16 protein-coding genes are annotated in these 17,625 nt (G+C 39.8%); 7 read left to right on the top strand and 9 right to left on the bottom strand.

Going from position 1 to position 17,625, the window contains the following annotated elements; translation table 11 throughout:
* Positions 1-21: 21 nt before the first annotated feature.
* From ACM5QX_RS05090 to ACM5QX_RS05115, 6 genes are all read right to left on the bottom strand, one after another.
* The gene (locus ACM5QX_RS05090; protein WP_414752658.1) at positions 22-2,163 is read right to left on the bottom strand and encodes a glycosyltransferase; all 2,142 of its coding nucleotides are present in this window, start codon (positions 2,161-2,163) and stop codon (positions 22-24) included.
* Positions 2,147-5,455: a glycosyltransferase gene (locus ACM5QX_RS05095; RefSeq protein WP_414752659.1), complete on the bottom strand. Its 3,309-nt coding sequence runs from the start codon at positions 5,453-5,455 to the stop codon at positions 2,147-2,149. Before ACM5QX_RS05095 ends, ACM5QX_RS05090 begins: the two co-directional genes overlap by 17 nt.
* A gap of 174 nt (positions 5,456-5,629) precedes the next feature.
* Entirely contained in the window at positions 5,630-6,370 is a 741-nt protein-coding gene (locus ACM5QX_RS05100) for an ABC transporter ATP-binding protein (protein WP_414752660.1), read from the bottom strand.
* Positions 6,371-7,177, bottom strand: a complete 807-nt coding sequence (locus ACM5QX_RS05105; protein WP_414752661.1) for an ABC transporter permease — start codon at positions 7,175-7,177, stop codon at positions 6,371-6,373.
* Between the two features lie 482 nt (positions 7,178-7,659).
* The gene (locus ACM5QX_RS05110; RefSeq protein ID WP_414752662.1) at positions 7,660-8,397 is read right to left on the bottom strand and encodes a Uma2 family endonuclease; all 738 of its coding nucleotides are present in this window, start codon (positions 8,395-8,397) and stop codon (positions 7,660-7,662) included.
* Positions 8,398-8,420: 23 nt separating this feature from the next.
* Entirely contained in the window at positions 8,421-9,170 is a 750-nt protein-coding gene (locus ACM5QX_RS05115; protein ID WP_414752663.1) for a Uma2 family endonuclease, read from the bottom strand.
* Positions 9,171-9,348: 178 nt separating this feature from the next.
* Between ACM5QX_RS05115 and ACM5QX_RS05120 the strand changes: the two genes are divergently transcribed.
* From ACM5QX_RS05120 to ACM5QX_RS05150, 7 genes are all read left to right on the top strand, one after another.
* Positions 9,349-9,543, top strand: coding sequence for a DUF2862 domain-containing protein (locus ACM5QX_RS05120; RefSeq protein ID WP_011320067.1), 195 nt, complete (start codon positions 9,349-9,351; stop codon positions 9,541-9,543).
* Between the two features lie 84 nt (positions 9,544-9,627).
* On the top strand, positions 9,628-10,728 hold the full coding sequence (locus ACM5QX_RS05125) for an ArsA family ATPase (protein WP_414752664.1): 1,101 nt from the start codon (positions 9,628-9,630) through the stop codon (positions 10,726-10,728).
* Positions 10,729-10,969: 241 nt separating this feature from the next.
* Positions 10,970-11,983, top strand: coding sequence for a chlorophyll synthase ChlG (gene chlG, locus ACM5QX_RS05130; RefSeq protein WP_414752665.1), 1,014 nt, complete (start codon positions 10,970-10,972; stop codon positions 11,981-11,983).
* A 170-nt stretch (positions 11,984-12,153) separates the two neighbouring features.
* The gene (locus ACM5QX_RS05135; protein ID WP_414752666.1) at positions 12,154-12,765 is read left to right on the top strand and encodes a Crp/Fnr family transcriptional regulator; all 612 of its coding nucleotides are present in this window, start codon (positions 12,154-12,156) and stop codon (positions 12,763-12,765) included.
* Positions 12,766-12,884: 119 nt separating this feature from the next.
* Positions 12,885-13,646: an enoyl-CoA hydratase/isomerase family protein gene (locus tag ACM5QX_RS05140; protein WP_414752667.1), complete on the top strand. Its 762-nt coding sequence runs from the start codon at positions 12,885-12,887 to the stop codon at positions 13,644-13,646.
* A gap of 73 nt (positions 13,647-13,719) precedes the next feature.
* Positions 13,720-14,523, top strand: coding sequence for an SDR family oxidoreductase (locus tag ACM5QX_RS05145; RefSeq protein ID WP_414752668.1), 804 nt, complete (start codon positions 13,720-13,722; stop codon positions 14,521-14,523).
* Between the two features lie 114 nt (positions 14,524-14,637).
* Entirely contained in the window at positions 14,638-14,925 is a 288-nt protein-coding gene (locus tag ACM5QX_RS05150) for a hypothetical protein (RefSeq protein ID WP_011320061.1), read from the top strand.
* Positions 14,926-14,943: 18 nt separating this feature from the next.
* On the opposite strand, the gene ACM5QX_RS05155 is transcribed toward ACM5QX_RS05150, so the two are convergent.
* The 3 genes from ACM5QX_RS05155 to ACM5QX_RS05165 form a co-directional block, all read right to left on the bottom strand.
* Entirely contained in the window at positions 14,944-15,900 is a 957-nt protein-coding gene (locus tag ACM5QX_RS05155) for an MDR/zinc-dependent alcohol dehydrogenase-like family protein (RefSeq protein WP_011320060.1), read from the bottom strand.
* A 2-nt stretch (positions 15,901-15,902) separates the two neighbouring features.
* A complete protein-coding gene (locus ACM5QX_RS05160) occupies positions 15,903-16,466 on the bottom strand; it encodes a hypothetical protein (RefSeq protein WP_011320059.1) in 564 nt (187 codons plus the stop codon).
* A gap of 341 nt (positions 16,467-16,807) precedes the next feature.
* Positions 16,808-17,359, bottom strand: a complete 552-nt coding sequence (locus ACM5QX_RS05165) for a hypothetical protein (protein ID WP_011320058.1) — start codon at positions 17,357-17,359, stop codon at positions 16,808-16,810.
* Positions 17,360-17,625 lie beyond the last annotated feature (266 nt).

A 17,625-nucleotide genomic window follows, 5' to 3' on the forward strand; every position in this document is an offset into this window, starting at 1 on the left:
TTACATTAATACAATGTCTTATTATTTAGTTAATACAAAATAGAATTCCATATCTTCTGTTGAATTAGATAACGTAGGTTGTGACCATACTGATGACCAAGGACAAATATTTTTACATACATAACTTATCAGTAAACTAAAACTTTCATAAGTAAATGTATGATAATGAATGTCAGCTTGTTCCTGAATACTTTTTTCTACTGTCGATGCAAGGTTTTCCTCAGGGACAGGAAATGCTAAAGTGAGGAACTCAACGTAATGTTCCCTGTCTCTTTCCTTGGAGGGGGATTGATAATCTAAAATTAAATGATCTAAGGTAGTTAAATTACGCTGCCTGTCGAAAGTTCTATTTTTATCCGGTATTACTAAAACAAGAAATCCTCCTATACGAAGTTTTTTGTATGCTGTCTTTAAAGCATTAATAGGATTTCTAGTATGTTCAATAACATGACAAGCAACTATAAAATCAAGACTATTGTCTTCAATCTCTTCTAACGTTTCCAAATCTCCTATCAAATCCGGTTGTACAGAATTAATAATTTCTTCACCGGGTCGTAGTTTTGTGTTGAGAGTATCCTTGGGTAAGATATCGACATACTTAACACGACAATCTAAAGGTATGGGAAAGGGAGACCAAGCAGCGCCAACTTCTATACCATTACCACTTAACCTAGATGCAGATATTTCTCTCATTTGAAGACTATTTTTTCTGGGTGGATTTACCCAATCTTCCAATGTCCATTTGTGCGGAGCAGGACGACCTGGCAGCAGACTAAGTAACACTTCATCACTAACAACTTGAACATCAGTTGGCCAAATGAATCCATGTTGGATTATCCAGTCTAAATCTGGCACGTAATGACGATACCCATTGTTTACAACAAAAACAGCAGAACCAAAAATATTTCCATTAGATTGCACTAAACAGTTACTGTATTTGATTGCATGATATTGAATAAAATCGTGGATTTTTTGAATCTCAACAGACCAGTCAGCATGGTTATCTTTAATACAATTAACTGCATTGTTTCTAATTACATCAAACTCATCATACTTATCAATAGCTTCTGATATTGTTTCAGCAATACAACTAGCACTAGGGTGAGATAGTAGACAATTTTCTCTGTCTTTCAATAACCATTGTGTACTTGAATTAATATTCGATACCACCAATACACCACAAGCCATCATTTCAAAAGGTAAATAAGATGGGTGTTTGGTCATCATCATTGAAAGTCCAACATGGCAAGAACGATATAGATTGCCTGTTTCTTCATAACTTAAGAGTCCCAGGTTTTCTATAACTCCTTCTAAACCATATTCTTTAGGCTTCCAATCAGCACCAGCAGATAAGATTTCTATCTGAGAACCATAACGGGTTTTCAGCTTACGCATTGCTTCAACTGCTAACTCAAATCCATTACGCGGATGTCCTGGTCTTCCATAAAAGAATACGCGCTTGGGGGTAAAATTTTTCTTAAGGCTACTGTCAGGATAAAAGACCTTTGTATCTACGCATGGTGTGAAATGAGTCGCTATGCCAGCATATTCAGTTTCATATATTTTCCTTAAACTGATAGTGTTAGCAATTCCATAGAACCCAAAACGGTAAGTTGCCTCAGCTTGAGCGTAAGTTGATCCAGCAGGATAAAATAGGGGTTCAAAGTCTTGTATAAAATAGAATTTTAAGCCAGTATTTTTTACTTTTAATAAGACATAAGCTGTTGTCCAAAGAGTAGCTATTGAGAAGTCTGAGGCTGGTATGTTCTGAATAGCTTCTATGGAGTTGAGAATGATTACTTCAGCACTATTCAAATTAGGAAAAGCGTTAGTAATCTTAGTAAGCATCACTTCAGCATTACTATCTCCACAAATCAGAAATCTTTGTTTGATTTTTCCATGCTGATGTAAATAGTCAGCAGTGCGGAGTATGGTCATAACACCACCATAAAAGGCATTTTCAAACGGTGGTACATACCAATTTATCGTTTGACTGCCTGATTGATTGACTCGCTCAGGATGCTGCTGAATTTCAGAAATATCTGCACAAGAGAAATCCATGATACCAGCAAGTGCGGTAGCATCTCTTATGTATCTATCTACGATAATGTTTTCCTTAATTATGTCTTTGAGAAATTTGGGTAATTTAATTTTTTTTACCATTTTTAACTCTTAATTTTAAAGGAACAACTGAACTAAAGGCAGGATGAAAATAAGGATCATTTCCTAGAGAATCGTCAAATTCCGGAATATCATTTTTTGGTAAATCCTGCAAAAATGCACGAGCATGAGGGTTAACTAAGCCTCGTTTATTATTTGCGCGAATAGCTTGACAAAGCTTAATCATGCCGTGTGATAAAGAAGGAGAGTGAGAAGGTAATCCTCCGACTTCTAAGTAATTTTTATAACTAAAAGCTATAGCCCAGGGAGAACTGGCACTACAATTTCTGTACCATAAAGCCCCTCCAAAAATATCCCAGGAATATAAGAAATTTCCTCGCATTAAGGGAGAGCAATTATCATATTTGTCAACAACTAATCCAGCTTCTACGACTAAATTGTTATCGGTTAAAATAAGTGAGGACACAAATCCAATATCTGGATGGTTAAGCACCCATCCACTTAGTTCTTGTATCCATCCTTCGGTAAACCTCTTAACAAGACCTGAGACAAACACAACTACATCAGTCTTATCTTGTTTTATATTGTTAGCTAAAGTAACTAATTTAGAATTTCCTTCTTTAATTGGTAGCCAATCAATAGGTAAACTGATTGCTTTTATCAGATTTTCTCTTTCAGTAGCTGTGGAAGTATATGTGTGTTCGGGTAAAGTAATTTTTGCTTTGTGTAATTTGGGGTCAGAAAATTGGGCAACAGCATTAATGCAAGCTAATAGAGAATCCCAAGGTACATCACCATCAATATAAATTGATACTGTTGCAGGCGAAGCTTGCCATTCTAAGCGAAAACCAGATTCAGGGTGTGGTGAAACTGTGGCGGGCAATTTTGTTCTAGTAAGATGATCTTGGATAGATCGCAGTTGTCCTTCAAGTGCATATGGCTTAGAATCTATTCCCAAGGAGGTTGAACCTTGTATAATCCGCCAATGGTAAAGCACAGAATTAATTCGAGCGATACGTGATGTATTTTCTGTGATACGTAAAAATAAATCCCAGTCTTGCGCGCCATCTGTTTCTGGACGAAAGCCACCAATCTTTTCCAAAAGTGTGCGACGAGCAATACACAAATGGGTTAAATAATTAGCAGAATATAGGATTTCTGGACTCCACTCTGGTTTGAGTAAGAGCCTTGACCTTACCATGCTGTTGGCACTAATACAGTCTTTATCAGAGTAAATAAAGTCTAAATCGGGTTGCTTGTTCAATTCACTGATGACTTCATAAAATGCAAAAGGTGCCAACAAGTCATCATGATCGAGCAAAGCTATAAATTCGCCCGAAGCCATATCTAGAGAAACATTAGAGTTACCAGAAATTCCCTTATTTTCCGCCATTACCTTAAGTTTTATGCGTTTTTCCTGTAAACTCAAGGTTTTTAAATAATCAATGGTTTGATAATTATCTATATCTGCAAAAGCAATACATAGCTCCCAATTGGAGTAAGTTTGTTGAATAACACTATTGATTGTCTCTTGTAAGACGGTTAGTGGTAGTTTATAAACGGGAAAAACTATACTTAATACAGGTTGATAATGGAATAATAAAGAATTCTTTTTTTGTTGCGTCAGTTCTTCATCTTTTGCTTCATAATCTTTAATCCATTGACTATATTCGGGAAAGCCAGAGAAATTTTGTAAAACTTTTGCTAATAGTGCATCAGCGAATTCATTTCTAGTACGAAAGTTCATGATCTGATGCTTGAGCCACTTACCTATACGTTTGATAAATATGGGATAGTTTTTTTTCTGAAAAACAGGCAACCTGTTAAAGGCAAGCTTAAGGATAGGTAAATTTATTATTCCTTTCTTTATACTCAAAGATAAGGCTCGTAACTTCCAAAACTTACTCCCTTCCATCCAAGAGACGAGGTTTTTCCAGTGTTCTAACTTTGTCTGAGTTTGATATAGCTGGGACTGAGACAAAGTCAACTCAGTCTGGGTTTGTTGCAATTGGGATTGCGATCGCTCCAATTCTGTCTGAGTTTGTTGCAATTGGGATTGCGATCGCTCCAGTTCTGTCTGGGTTTGTTGCAATTGAGATTGCAATCGCTCCAGTTCTGTCTGGGTTTGTTGTAGTTGGGACTGCGATCGCTCCAATTCTGTCTGAGTTTGTTGCAGTTGGGACTGCGATCGCTCCAATTCTGTCTGGGTTTGTTGCAGTTGTGACTGCGATCGCTCCAGTTCTGTCTGGGTTTGTTGCAATTGGGATTGCGATCGCTCCCGTTCAAGCTTTAAGAAACCATTTTCAGTAAATACACGTCGGTAAGCTTCTCCTACCTTTCCAATTACTTGCTCAGAATTAAAGTCAACGTAATCTTTATTAATGTTATTGATACAACTTAAAACATTCTCAACATTTCTTGTTAGTGAATAATTCTCCAAAGCGTAGTTTTTAAAAAAATGTATGTGTTGATTATTTGCAAAAAAACCATTAATTAAGTTTTCTACTATTTGTTCACCCGACATTTTTTGGCGACAGCATCTTCCTGAATAGTTAAACCACTCAGCAATTTTGAAGTTATCTGGAGTTAACCAACCAGGCCCGCCAAAATGATCGTAGCAGAACACGGGTTTTCCTAAAGCCATACAATGCTGGACAGTACGCCCAATAGTTATGATTGCATCGTATGAATTAAGAATATCAATATTTACTAGTTGAGGGCTTTCTAATATCCCTATTAAATCAACCTCTATATTTTTAGATTTTAATATATCTATAGCAGTTAAAACTTCTGTTGGTGGATGGTTAGAAATCACTCCTACTTTTCTTAACTCTGTCTCCTTGATATCTACTGGTAGATTAAACCAATTTGCAGGAACAGAATTATTAAATACGAACAATTTATTCTTATCAATTTCTTGTAAATGATTCTGTTCTATGATTTTTTTCTTAGTCTCTTCTGAATTACACAGTATTACATCAGACTTAGAATAGAAAAAAGGAATTGCTTCCAAAGGTTCATACGGAGATAAACTACTTAAAACTAAATATTTTGTTTTAACAGAGTCTTCTATTAAGCATTTAATTAAAACGGGGAAATGATGACCCCATACTAAATCAAATTCATTTTCTGTCAAAGGTTGCTCTAAAACATTAACTACATCTATCCCCCGTTCATGAAAATGCCTTGCTAGATCACCACCAAACAAGAAAGTTGCAACAGTTACTGACCAGCCTTTTTGTTGAAATTCAGTTGCTAAATCGAGAGTAACAAGTTCTGAACCTGCGTAGCTTTTTAGGTGATGATTTGTTAATAGAACTTTAGATATACCCATGAATTCATTAAATTAATTAAAATTCTTAACTATTTAAAAAATCACAATACAGGTTGTTCAGCAATCCCTCCTAAATTAAATAATTATAATTATTGTTTATAATTATTAGTCTGGACATATTCATTGTTCAATTACATTGAATAAAAGGAAACTTACTATTCCTAATATTTATATTTATGTGGATGTCAATGTACTTAAATAATGTTGAATTGCCTCTGCTGCATCGCCTATAAACTCTATCTTTCCATGAGATAACCAAACTAACTGATTACAATATTGTTTAACAAACTGTAAATCATGGGAAACCACTAAAACTGTTGCATCCCCATTCCAAAAGTTATCAATTCTTTGTTTGCATTTATTTTTAAAATTTTCATCTCCTACCGATAACACCTCATCTAAAATTAATATATTTGGTTGTACATCTGTGGCAATGGAAAACCCTAAACGAGCAACCATACCAGAAGAAAGACCTTTTACAGGAACTAAAGCATAGTCCTGTAATTCTGCAAACTCCAATATTGAGTTCGCCCTTTCTTTCATTTCAGCCCTCGAAAATCCCAGTAATACACCATAGAGCAGAATATTATCCATTACAGATATTTCTGCATCAAAACCAGCACCCAGTTCAATCAAAGGTGCAACTTGCCCTCGGACTCTCACTGTGCCAGTCGTTGGTTGAAGTATACCAGAAATGATCTTCAATAAAGTTGATTTACCAGATCCATTTGCGCCAATAATACCAATTTTGTCGCCTTTTTCAACAACTAAATCAATGTTGTCTAAAACCAATTTTTTCGCTGGCTTGCGATATTTACCTTCTATCAAAGATAGGAGAGTTTTCTTGAGGTCATAAGAAAACTCTTCTTGGGTTCGTCGCCATAGCGACACTTTATCCAGACGAATTACTTCCATCTACAGCAGATCCATAAATTGATGTCGCCACAATTGAAAACAAACCCATCCCAGTGACAGCATAATTATGCCACCAAGTAAACCACCCCAGATTAGACTTAAATCTGGGAAATTTCCTGATAGTGTAATTTGGCGCAAACTTTCAATAATGGGTGTTAGTGGATTTAGTACTAAAAATGGTTTTACCTGGGGTGGTACAATAGCGGCCGGGTAAAAGACTGGGCTACTAATCCAGAGTACAAAGACAACTAACTCGTAAAAGTAAGGTAAATCTCTAAAGAAGACATACAAGGCGCTGACTAAAAATCCCACCCCGGTAGAAACTAAAGCTAAAGCCAGACAGGGAAAGAATAGTGCTAGAACGTTTATTACACTTTTAGAATTAATGAATGTAATTATTGCCAGTAAAGGGAAGGCTCCGACTGTGAACTGAAATATATTTGCCGCAACCATTGATACAGGAAACACACTAACAGGCAAGCGGATTTTATTCAACAATGCTCCGTTGCCTACCACACTGGACAAGGCTTGGGATGTGGAGGAAGAGAAAAAATTTATGACCACCAGCCCAGTAAATGCTGCCAATATATAGTTCAGGATGGAATTGCCATAATAAGAAGCGAATGTTGTCCCAAAAATGGCGCTGTAAAGTCCCGTCATAATCAACGGGTTTAATAATGACCAATATACACCTAGTAAAGAACCTCGGTAGCGTACTTTGAGATTTCTCATCACTAAAACACGCAGCAGTTCCCAGTAGCGCTGCACTTGCAGCCAGTTTGAATTATTTTTAATTACAAGAGCCATCTTCAAACACCACCACAGACCACAAGCGAGTTATTCGCGCATTTTATACTATCAGAGTGCATTTTTCTGCATGGGGTGAGTATTGAGATTTTATATTGTTCATTATTTGTTGAACATCCGTAAAATTTATAAGCTTGCGTACAGCCTAAGCAATCAACACATATTGCATCCTGACGACTAGTTTATTTGTCAGTTAGTTCCTAAAGTTTTCTGTCATACCGTTTCTTTGTAAAGCTACGCCAAAATTTAGCTTTTTGAACGCAGAGTGACGCTGTAGACGCTTCGGCTACTCTACGAGTTCTCCGCAGGAGTACCCGCAGGGTGGTTAGCGCAGCGAAAAGTTATGGAGGATGGTTAGCCCGACCTAGTAACGCCACCTTGCACAACGGTGGGAACCCCCGCAAGTAAGTGGCTCAACTTTTCAAGACAGAGGTACGTAGGAATTTTCTCATGATAATTCACTGGTTCTAATATAATTAATTTTATATAGGTAAGTTGTCTGGATTTATTCCTTGCGATCGCAGATACTCTGCCAGTCTATCAGCCCTTTGACGCTCCTGTTCAGCTTGTTCTTTGAGTGTTGGCAGCCAACCTGCTGCATTGTACCAGCGCAACCATAATCCAGTGGTCTGCTGATAAGTACCCTGCCAAAGACCCAAACCCAATTCTAATTCTTCTAGCCAAAATCGCTTTTCTGGTAAAGGAATTGCCTGATAACGAGCGCCATTCAGTCGAAAAGCCCGTAAGTTATTCTCGTAGCGGTCATAGACGACGTAGTAAGGAACGCGCAAAATCTGTTCATACACTTCCCATTTTGTTGGGGGTTTGTTCACTTCTCGTAGAGTTTGCCCTAAATCTTCTGGTTCTGTCCCTGGTGAAAGTAGTTCAACTACTAAAAAAGGAGCAACTCCCTCTTGCCAAATAACGTAACTTAAACGCAAGTCTTGCTGTTGAGTAGCACCAGTTACCCCCAAAACCATGTACCAATCTGGGCGCTTGTACCATAGAGTATGGCGGGGGTCATAGTAAAGGTTTAAGTCGCTGGCCAGCAAAATTTCCTCCGGTGGATAATTGGGAAGCTGACAAGTTTCACTGAGTAAATCTGCCTGGATGCAATGAAATTCGTCTGGCAAGCCTGATTCCCCTACTAATTCACTCGGTAAATCATACATTGTCGGCATCGTTTCTTGTGGTGAGCGGGGTGGATCAGTTTGATACATGACTTTTACCTCAACGAACTTGCTTAACTCAAACTATCTGGGTCAACGCCTAGAGAACGTAAATATTCTGCCAACATTTGCGATCGCTCCTGTTCTTGTTGCAATCTTAATTCAGCCTCAGATAACTGTTGCTGTGACTCAGATAATTGTTGCTGGGCTGATATGGCCTCCTGTTGTATCGCCATAGCAGCTTCTTCTGGTGTTGGGACTAAGTTACCCTCAGCACTAAAGTAGCGAAGTTTGCCGTTTTCTACACCCAAATACAAACCCAATACCTCACTCCAACGCCAGCCACGGTTATCAGGTAGGATTTCTTGATACCTATTACCTATCAATTCAAAACCAGCAAATTCTAAAGTTTCTGGGGAAAACCAAAAATACTCAGGTGTATGAAATCGATTCTCATACAAGCTTTTCTTTAAATTTCGGTCAACATCAGCCGTACTGTCAGAAAGTAACTCAATAATCAAATCTGGATAACGACCGTCTTCTTCCCAAACTACCCAAGAATTGCGGGGGCGCTTTTCAGTATCTTTCACCAGAAAAAAGTCCGGGCCGCGGAAATCTCGATTTCGCAACTGCTGACGGCTAAAGTATATTGTCAGATTAGCACCAATAAAATAGTCATTTTTATCCCGCCACAGCCATTCTAGGCAAGTTACTAGCAGTAATAGCTGCATATAATGCAACGAAGTTTCCATTTCCGGCTCATCACTTAACAACCGAGTTGCATCGGGCATTTGTTGTTCTAGCTGTTGCGCTGTGACAAACATGGTTTTATACCTGATTGCGGATTATTTTAATTTTAAGCTTTTGGTCAATAGTCATTGGTCAATAGTCAATAGTCAATAGTCAATAGTCCTCTCCCTGGTTTCTTCTTCCCAAATCGGATCACAGATGAGTACCGGATTCAGCTAAACTGAAACTTGGTTTATTGCGTTTTATGTAGGCATGGAAATCGGACAAAAGGTTAAGGTGTTTCGTTTGCGCGATCGCGTTTCTGCCCCAATCGCCAAAAAGCTCGGAGAAGTCGGTATCATCGAGGGTTACAAGGTTACCGATGGTCGTGGTATCGGTGTAGTGGTGAAGTTTAACGACAATACTTCCACTTGGTTTTTTGAGGACGAAATCAAGCCAGTGTCATAGAAGAAACTCTAGGTAGAAGCTAAGAGTATTTGCCTAGTGTTAAGTTGGAATTGAACAGACCTGCGGTAATTGGAAATCAAGATAATGGCCCTGATATTGACATTTTTGGGCAAAAGTGGCGTAGCGCGAACAAAAATAGCGATCGCCGCAGCCAAGTCATTGGCAAGTCAAGGCAAGCGGGTACTTCTAGCAGGACTGGCAGAACCAGTATTGCCCCTCCTGTTAGAGCAAACCCTCACCCCTGACCCCCAGCAAATTGCCCCCAATCTAGAAGTTGTACAGTTTCAATCTTCTGTGTTGCTGGAACGCAATTGGGAAGAAGTGAAAAAACTTGAGGCGCAATATCTCCGCACGCCCATTATCAAAGAGGTGTACGGTCAAGAACTGGTAGTATTACCAGGGATGGACAGCGCCTTAGCCTTAAATGCGATTCGTGAATATGATGCCAGTGGTAAATATGATGCGATCGTCTACGATGGCACAGGTGACGCTTTCACTTTGCGGATGTTGGGGTTACCGGAATCTCTAAGCTGGTATGTGCGGCGCTTTCGGCAATTGTTTGTCAACTCCGATTTAGGTAAAACGATCGCCGAATCACCCTTGATTCAACCGTTAATCAGCAGCTTTTTCAACTTCAATTGGACAGCAGATAACTTTGCTCAACCCACCAATCAAGTCAATAATTTCCTAGATAAGGGAAAAGAGGCACTGGCTGACCCCAAGCGAGTTGCGGCTTTTTTGGTCACTACAGCAGATCCTCTAGAAGTTGTCAGTGTACGTTATTTATGGGGTAGCGCTCAACAAATCGGGTTAACGATTGGTGGTGTGATCCAGTTATCCTCACAAACAGAGGGCGACCTATCAGCAGAATTTACACCCTTACCTGTGACTGTTGTTCCTGACGTTGCCAAAGATGACTGGCAACCTTTGATAGATGCCCTCCCCAATTTTGTTGAGCAAGCAGTAAAAGCTCCCCATCCTATTACTATCGACACCCATAATCGTCAGGTACGCCTCTTCTTACCGGGATTTGATAAAAAACAAGTCAAACTCACCCAGTACGGGCCGGAAGTAACAGTAGAAGCTGGTGACCAACGAAGGAATATTTTCTTACCTCCCGCACTCAGTGGTAAACCTATCACTGGGGCAAAGTTCCAAAATAATTATTTGATCATTTCTTTTTAGGTAATGGGTAATGGGTAACGGGTCATAGGTAATGGGTACAGTAACGATTACCAATTACCAACAGGACTTATGCACAGACTGGGTGTAAGGGTGTAAGGGTGTAGGGGTGTAAGGGTGTAAATGTTTGTTTGCAACCCCTAAACCCCTAAACCCTTCTCCAAACCTTTGATATTTCGTTTTCATGCGTAAGTCCCAACCAATTATCAATTACCAATTACCGATACCTAATTAAATAAATATTATGTCTGAATCATCTCCTATTACCCCCGATCCTAATCAGTCTGAAGCAGTAGCGAATCCTGCTGACCGCACTGCCAAAACCCGGCAGTTGTTAGGTATGAAAGGTGCAGCGCCAGGGGAAACTTCCATTTGGAAAATTCGCCTGCAATTAATGAAGCCGATTACTTGGATTCCTCTGATTTGGGGTGTGGTTTGTGGTGCGGCTTCCTCTGGTAACTATACTTGGTCATTGGAAAATGTTTTGAAGGCGGCAACTTGTATGTTGTTGTCCGGGCCACTTTTGACGGGTTACACTCAAACCCTGAACGATTTTTACGATCGCGAAATTGATGCCATCAATGAACCTTATCGTCCCATCCCTTCCGGTGCAATTTCTGTACCCCAGGTTGTGACCCAAATTGTGGCGTTATTTCTCGCGGGGATTGCCGTTGCCTTTACCCTGGATTTATGGGCGGGTCATGAGTTCCCCAATGTCACAGTATTGGCCTTGTTTGGTTCCTTCATCGCTTTTATTTACTCTGCGCCTCCCTTAAAGTTAAAGCAGAACGGCTGGTTAGGTAACTACGCCTTGGGTGCCAGTTACATCGCCTTACCTTGGTGGGCTGGTCATGCTTTATTTGGCGAACTCAACTGGAAAATTGCCGTTCTCACCTTGATTTATAGTTTGGCAGGATTGGGAATTGCCATTGTCAACGACTTTAAGAGTGTAGAAGGCGATCGCCAATTGGGATTACAATCGCTACCTGTAATGTTTGGTATCAACACGGCTGCATGGATTTGTGTTGTCATGATTGACGTGTTCCAAGGATTAATTGCGGCTTATCTTGTGACCATTCATGAGAATTTGTACGCCGCCATCTTGGTACTATTAATCATTCCGCAAATCACCTTCCAAGATATGTATTTCTTGCGTGACCCCTTAAAAAACGATGTGAAATACCAAGCCAGCGCCCAACCATTCCTGGTATTAGGGATGCTTGTAGCTGGTTTAGCATTGGGTCATGCAGGAATTTAAACCAATTCGCAATAGCCTACGGCTAGGCTATTGCCAACGCAATGACGCTCTCTACGAGACGCTGCGCAAACGCAGACTCGCTACTGCTACGCTTCTTTTCTTCATTTTGAATTTTGAATTTTGAATTTTGAATTTTGAATTCAAAAAAAGTCAAGTACATGATCAATTTTTTGAACATTGACCAGCTGCCAGAAAATATCAAAATGGCGATGGCAATCACCTATGAGAGTTTAGCGGTTGGACAGCCCCTTTTCCATCAAGGTGATTTAACCAGAGCCATCTTTGTAGTCATATCTGGACAGATCAGACTCATGCACTATACGGACGCTGGTCAATCTATCAAGCACTATGAGGTCAAAGCTGGAGAGAGTTTTGCGGAAGCTGCATTGTTCAATGAATTCTATGATTGTACAGCGATCGCTGATATTCCTTCCCGTGTCGCTACTTTTCCTAAACAGCCGTTTCTGGCAACTTTACGCCAGCATCCAGATTTATCAGAAGCACTCATAGTACAACTGGCGCGAAGATTTCATCAAGTAAAAATTTTACTAGAACTGAGGAGTATCCGTTCTGCCCGCGATCGCGTGCTGCGTTATTTGGAAATTGCCGCCCATCCACATGGAAATATCGTCAATCTGGATAAACCTCTGAAGGAAATAGCCGAAGATATGGGGTTGAGTCAGGAAGCATTGTCTCGCGTTTTGAGTCAACTGCAAAAAGACGGGACAATTACCCGCAAAAAACGACAAATTATATTAGTTCAAGAAGCATATCGCACTTAATCGCAAAATTACAGAATATTAAAAATAGTCTCAAACTTGATTTCAATCAAAGAAGTCTCTGTGCCGAAAGCATAGATTTAGCTACGGAAATCTGAAGCTATGCCAACACAGAACAAATCATGACTTTGAATCAACCCGAATATTTCACTAAATACGAGAACCTGCATTTTCATCGAGATGAAAATGGCATTCTAGAAGTGAGAATGCACACAAACAATGGTTCACTCGTTTTCACCGGTAAAACTCATCGAGAGTTTCCCGACGCATTTTACGATATTAGCCGAGACAGAGATAACCGTGTTGTCATCCTCACAGGTACTGGTGATGCTTGGATGGCTGAAATCGATTTTGCTAGTTTAGGAGATGTCACCAATCCTCGTGAGTGGGATAAAACTTATTGGGAAGGTAAAAAGGTGCTGCAAAACCTCTTGGATATTGAAGTACCAGTCATCTCTGCTGTCAATGGTGCAGCATTACTTCATAGTGAATACATTCTGACGACCGACATTATTCTTGCATCTGAAAACGCCGTATTTCAAGATATGCCTCATTTAAATGCAGGTATCGTACCTGGTGACGGAGTGCATATACTATGGCCATTAGCACTTGGTCTTTATCGCGGGCGCTACTTCTTGCTTACTCAAGAAAAGCTGACGGCTCAACAAGCTTATGAATTGAATGTTGTCCATGAAGTATTACCGCAAAGCCAACTCATGGAACGGGCTTGGGAAATTGCCAGGACACTGGCCAAACAGCCCACATTAAACTTGCGATACACCCGTGTGGCCTTGACCCAAAGGCTGAAGCGGTTGGTTAATGAAGGAATTGGCTATGGTCTGGCATTAGAAGGTATTACCGCCACCGATCTCCGCAATACTTGACATTTTTGATACTTAACAGGTGAATTTAAAGGTAATAATTCACCTGTCTAAAAACATCCAGAGGTATATGACGATGGAAGATTTTGTTACCCCTCCAGCTTTTGGGGAAAAAGTCCGGGAACGCTGGACATTAGCCGGAAGAAAAGCTTTGATTACCGGAGCTACCAAAGGAATTGGTTTAGCGATCGCCCAAGAGTTTTTGGCTTTAGGTGCAGAAGTCGTCATTGTTGCTCGCAATGCTGAAGCGATTGAGCAACAGATGAAAGCTTGGCGTTCTGCGGGGAAAGTTCACGGAGTTGCCGCCGACGTTTCCACTTCTGAAGGTCGTCAGATAATACATGAGTACGTTAGCAAGACCTTGGGAAGACTTGACATTTTGGTGAATAACGTTGGCACAAATATTCGCAAGAAAGCGACTGATTACACAGAAGAAGAATTTGCTGGGATATTTCAAATTAATCTAACTTCTATATTTGAGCTTTCCCGACTGTTTTATCCCTTACTAAAAACAAGTAAAAACGGCAGTATCGTTAACATCGGTTCTGTTGCTGGGTTAATTTCCGTTCGGACTGGCGCACCTTATGGGATGACCAAAGCCGCACTCGTGCAGTTAACGCGATCGCTGGCGGTAGAATGGGCCGATGATGGTATTCGCGTTAATGCGATCGCACCCTGGTTTATCCAAACTCCTCTGACCGAGCCTCTACTCAACAATCCTGAAACTTTAAGCGCAGTTGTTTCACGTACACCAATGAAACGCGTGGGTCAACCCGAAGAAGTAGCGAGTCTTACAGCTTTTCTCTGTATGCCTACCGCATCATATATTACAGGACAATGTATTGCTGTTGATGGAGGATTTCTGGCATTTGGTTTTTAAAATGAGCTAGCTGCCAGAACTTAAAATAGATTGAATAATACTTAGGACTCAGAACTCTACACTCCGTATTGCGATAACATAACTTCTAACTCGTCACTTTTATCAGGACTGGCCGTGTTGGAAGCAATTATATTGATCATTCTGGGGATTCAAAAGTTTTTAGTACCAATTTGTTTTGTCGGTGCATGGGGTTTGATGATTCTCATCGCTTGGAGTCTTTGGTCAGCAACCAGAGATAGTATCCACGCAGCCAAACAAATGCACCAAATACCCTGTTCTGGCTGCCAATTTTTTACAGATGACTACCGTCTGAAATGCACTGTACACCCATCCCGTGCTAACACAGAAGAAGCCATCAACTGTATGGATTATCAAGCAAAGACTAATCCTTATTTATACTAGTGTAGGCAGGGGAAACAACTAATTACCAATCTCTAACAATACCTTTAACACGCCTCGGCGTTGGGCTTCCTCAAAAGCCAAAAGCCCTTGGCTGAGTGGATAGTGAGCATGAATCAGAGGTTCTACGTCAACTTTTCCTGTAGCTAATAGTTCCAGTGCAGGGGGAAAAGAGCCACAACGAGAACCGATGAGAGTAATTTCGTCTACAACTAAAGAAGAAGCATCAAGGCTGAGATTACCAGCATAGGTACTTTTCAGAACTAGAGTACCACGGGGACGCAAAGCCCGACGAGCGATCGCAAATCCTTCTGGATTACCAGTACACTCAACTACAATGTCAAAAGCTCTATCTTGGACAGCATCAACTAAACCCGTTTGAATACCCCTTACCTTTAAATTAGCGAGTTTTTCTTGGTGACGACCAACAACCAATAATTCACAACCAGTTAAAGCTAGTGTTTGGGCTACTAATTGTCCCAACTTGCCATCTCCGACTACTAGCACACGGTCATCTTTACTCAATATTACCTGTTGTTGAATTTCTAGCGCTGCTGCCAAGGGTTCGGTAAAAGTTGCCACCTCTGTTGCTACGTTTTCGGGTACAGGATGGAGATTTTTGACTGGTAAGCAGAGGTACTCAGCAAAAGCCCCATGACGATTTACAATACCCAAAACAGTCCGATTTTCACAGTGAGTTGGTTGTCCTCGCCGACAAAAACGACAATAGCCGCAGACAGCATTAATTTCCCCCACTACTCTTTGATTAAGTAGGTTTTCTGGCCCTTGTTCTACCACTCCTACAAACTCATGTCCTAGAATCCCTGTGTAGGGATAATAGCCTCTCAACAATTCTAAGTCAGTGTTACAAATTCCTGCACGTAAAACACGAACTAGCGCTTCTTCTGGCGCTGGTTCTGGAATGGGAATATCTGTAAGCAGTTGTAACTGGTTATTTTCTAGCCAGAGTCCTTTCATCTTTATATCTCAGTAGTACTGGGAAACTTCTGCTCAATTTTGCTTAACCAAATGACTAAGTCATCAGAGTGAACAGCAATCTCACTTCCTAAAGTTTTGATATATAGCAGTCCGTCACTGATAGTTAAATCCCTAACAGGATACCAAGAATTGCGGGTACGAATCAGCAAATCTAAGGGAATTCCTAATTGCATTGTATTTTTGCGATATTTCCACCAAGAACGCCACAAATGAACTGATTTCATACAGTGCATCTGGTATCCTTTGGGGATTTGGCAATATTGATATCTATAACAATTACGACTATCTATTTCTCCTGTAAGAATGTAGTTATGTTCAGCCAATACCTCGTTTATCAATTCCCAATACGATGAAGTTGCTTTAACCGAGAATTCTAGGGGTGTATGAGTGAGTGGGGCGGTAGCAATCACCCCCTCGGTTTTAGCTATAATTTGGTTGATTTTATAAGCCGTTTGAGCTTGTAAAGTGCTGTTAGCTAACAAAATTTCTTGTTTTTGAACAGATTGAGCAACAAACTGCTGTAATAGCTCTAAATTAGATAACATTGCTTATTTATATTGAATGCACCATGTTTTATGTAAGATGTAACCTAATTGTAAGTGAGCAATTATCAAAAAACCATGAGTTATTACAAAATTGGTAAAACTTTCACGATACTCCAATCACTTCTTAAACTATATTCATAGACTGCTGTACATATATTCGCGCAACGCTTTAATCTAAGCTATGAATCTATTTAAAATCCCAAACGAAGATACGCTGAATGATTTTAGAACTAGCGAATTCTTATGAGAAAATCTCTGCGTACCTCCGCGCTAACCACCCGGACAAAAGCCGAAGCGTCTACAGTGTTACTCTGCATCAAAAAAGCTAAAAATATATTGATTTAAGCTTGAGATTCTAGCTCATTTTTACTCAACCAAATTACTAGGTCATTAGAATGAACTGTCATTTCACTGACTAAGGTTTTAATATAAATCAAACCATCACTAATAAATAAATCTTTGATGCCGTACCAGGAATCTCTTGTCCGAATTAAAATATCTAAAGGGATTCCTGAAGTGAAGGCTGTTTTCCGATACTTCCACCAATTTTGCCACAAATTAACAGATGTTGTGCATCGCAGTTGGTAGCCTTGGGGTACAGAACATTGTTGATATTTATAAAAGCCTAGTTTATCAACTTCCCCTGTATATATATAGCTGTAATCAGCTAATGTCTCGTTCATAATATCCCAATAAGATGAAGGCGAGGCTATGAGAAAATCAGATGGGTTACTGTTCAGTTGTGTGGTGGCAATTATGCCTTCTTTCTTCGCAATTAATTGGTTACTTTTGTAAACCATTTGTGCCTGCAAAGCAGAATTAGCTAATAGAACTTCTTTCTTGGCGATGGATTGGGTAATAAATTCGCGGATTAAAGCTAAGTTAGATAACATAACTCTTCATTAAAATATTTAGAAAAAACTTGTATCAAGGACTTTAACAATGACCACTGTCGATGATTGATATTTCTTTGACTGTGCCTAATTTGTTTAAAGTTTAAGTATCTGCATCGTGTATTAACATCATGATTGAGTTGTGATACTAGTCAAATACAATCACCTTGATAAATACATATACGTTGAAAAAATCTCATATCCAGAAAAATTACCCAGGTCGCCTGTAAAATTTTTTGTGATTACAGGCAACCTGGGTTGATAAA

Origin of the sequence: Anabaena sp. CCY 9910, from assembly GCF_963920875.1 — a bacterium.
Lineage (GTDB): Bacteria > Cyanobacteriota > Cyanobacteriia > Cyanobacteriales > Nostocaceae > Trichormus > Trichormus variabilis.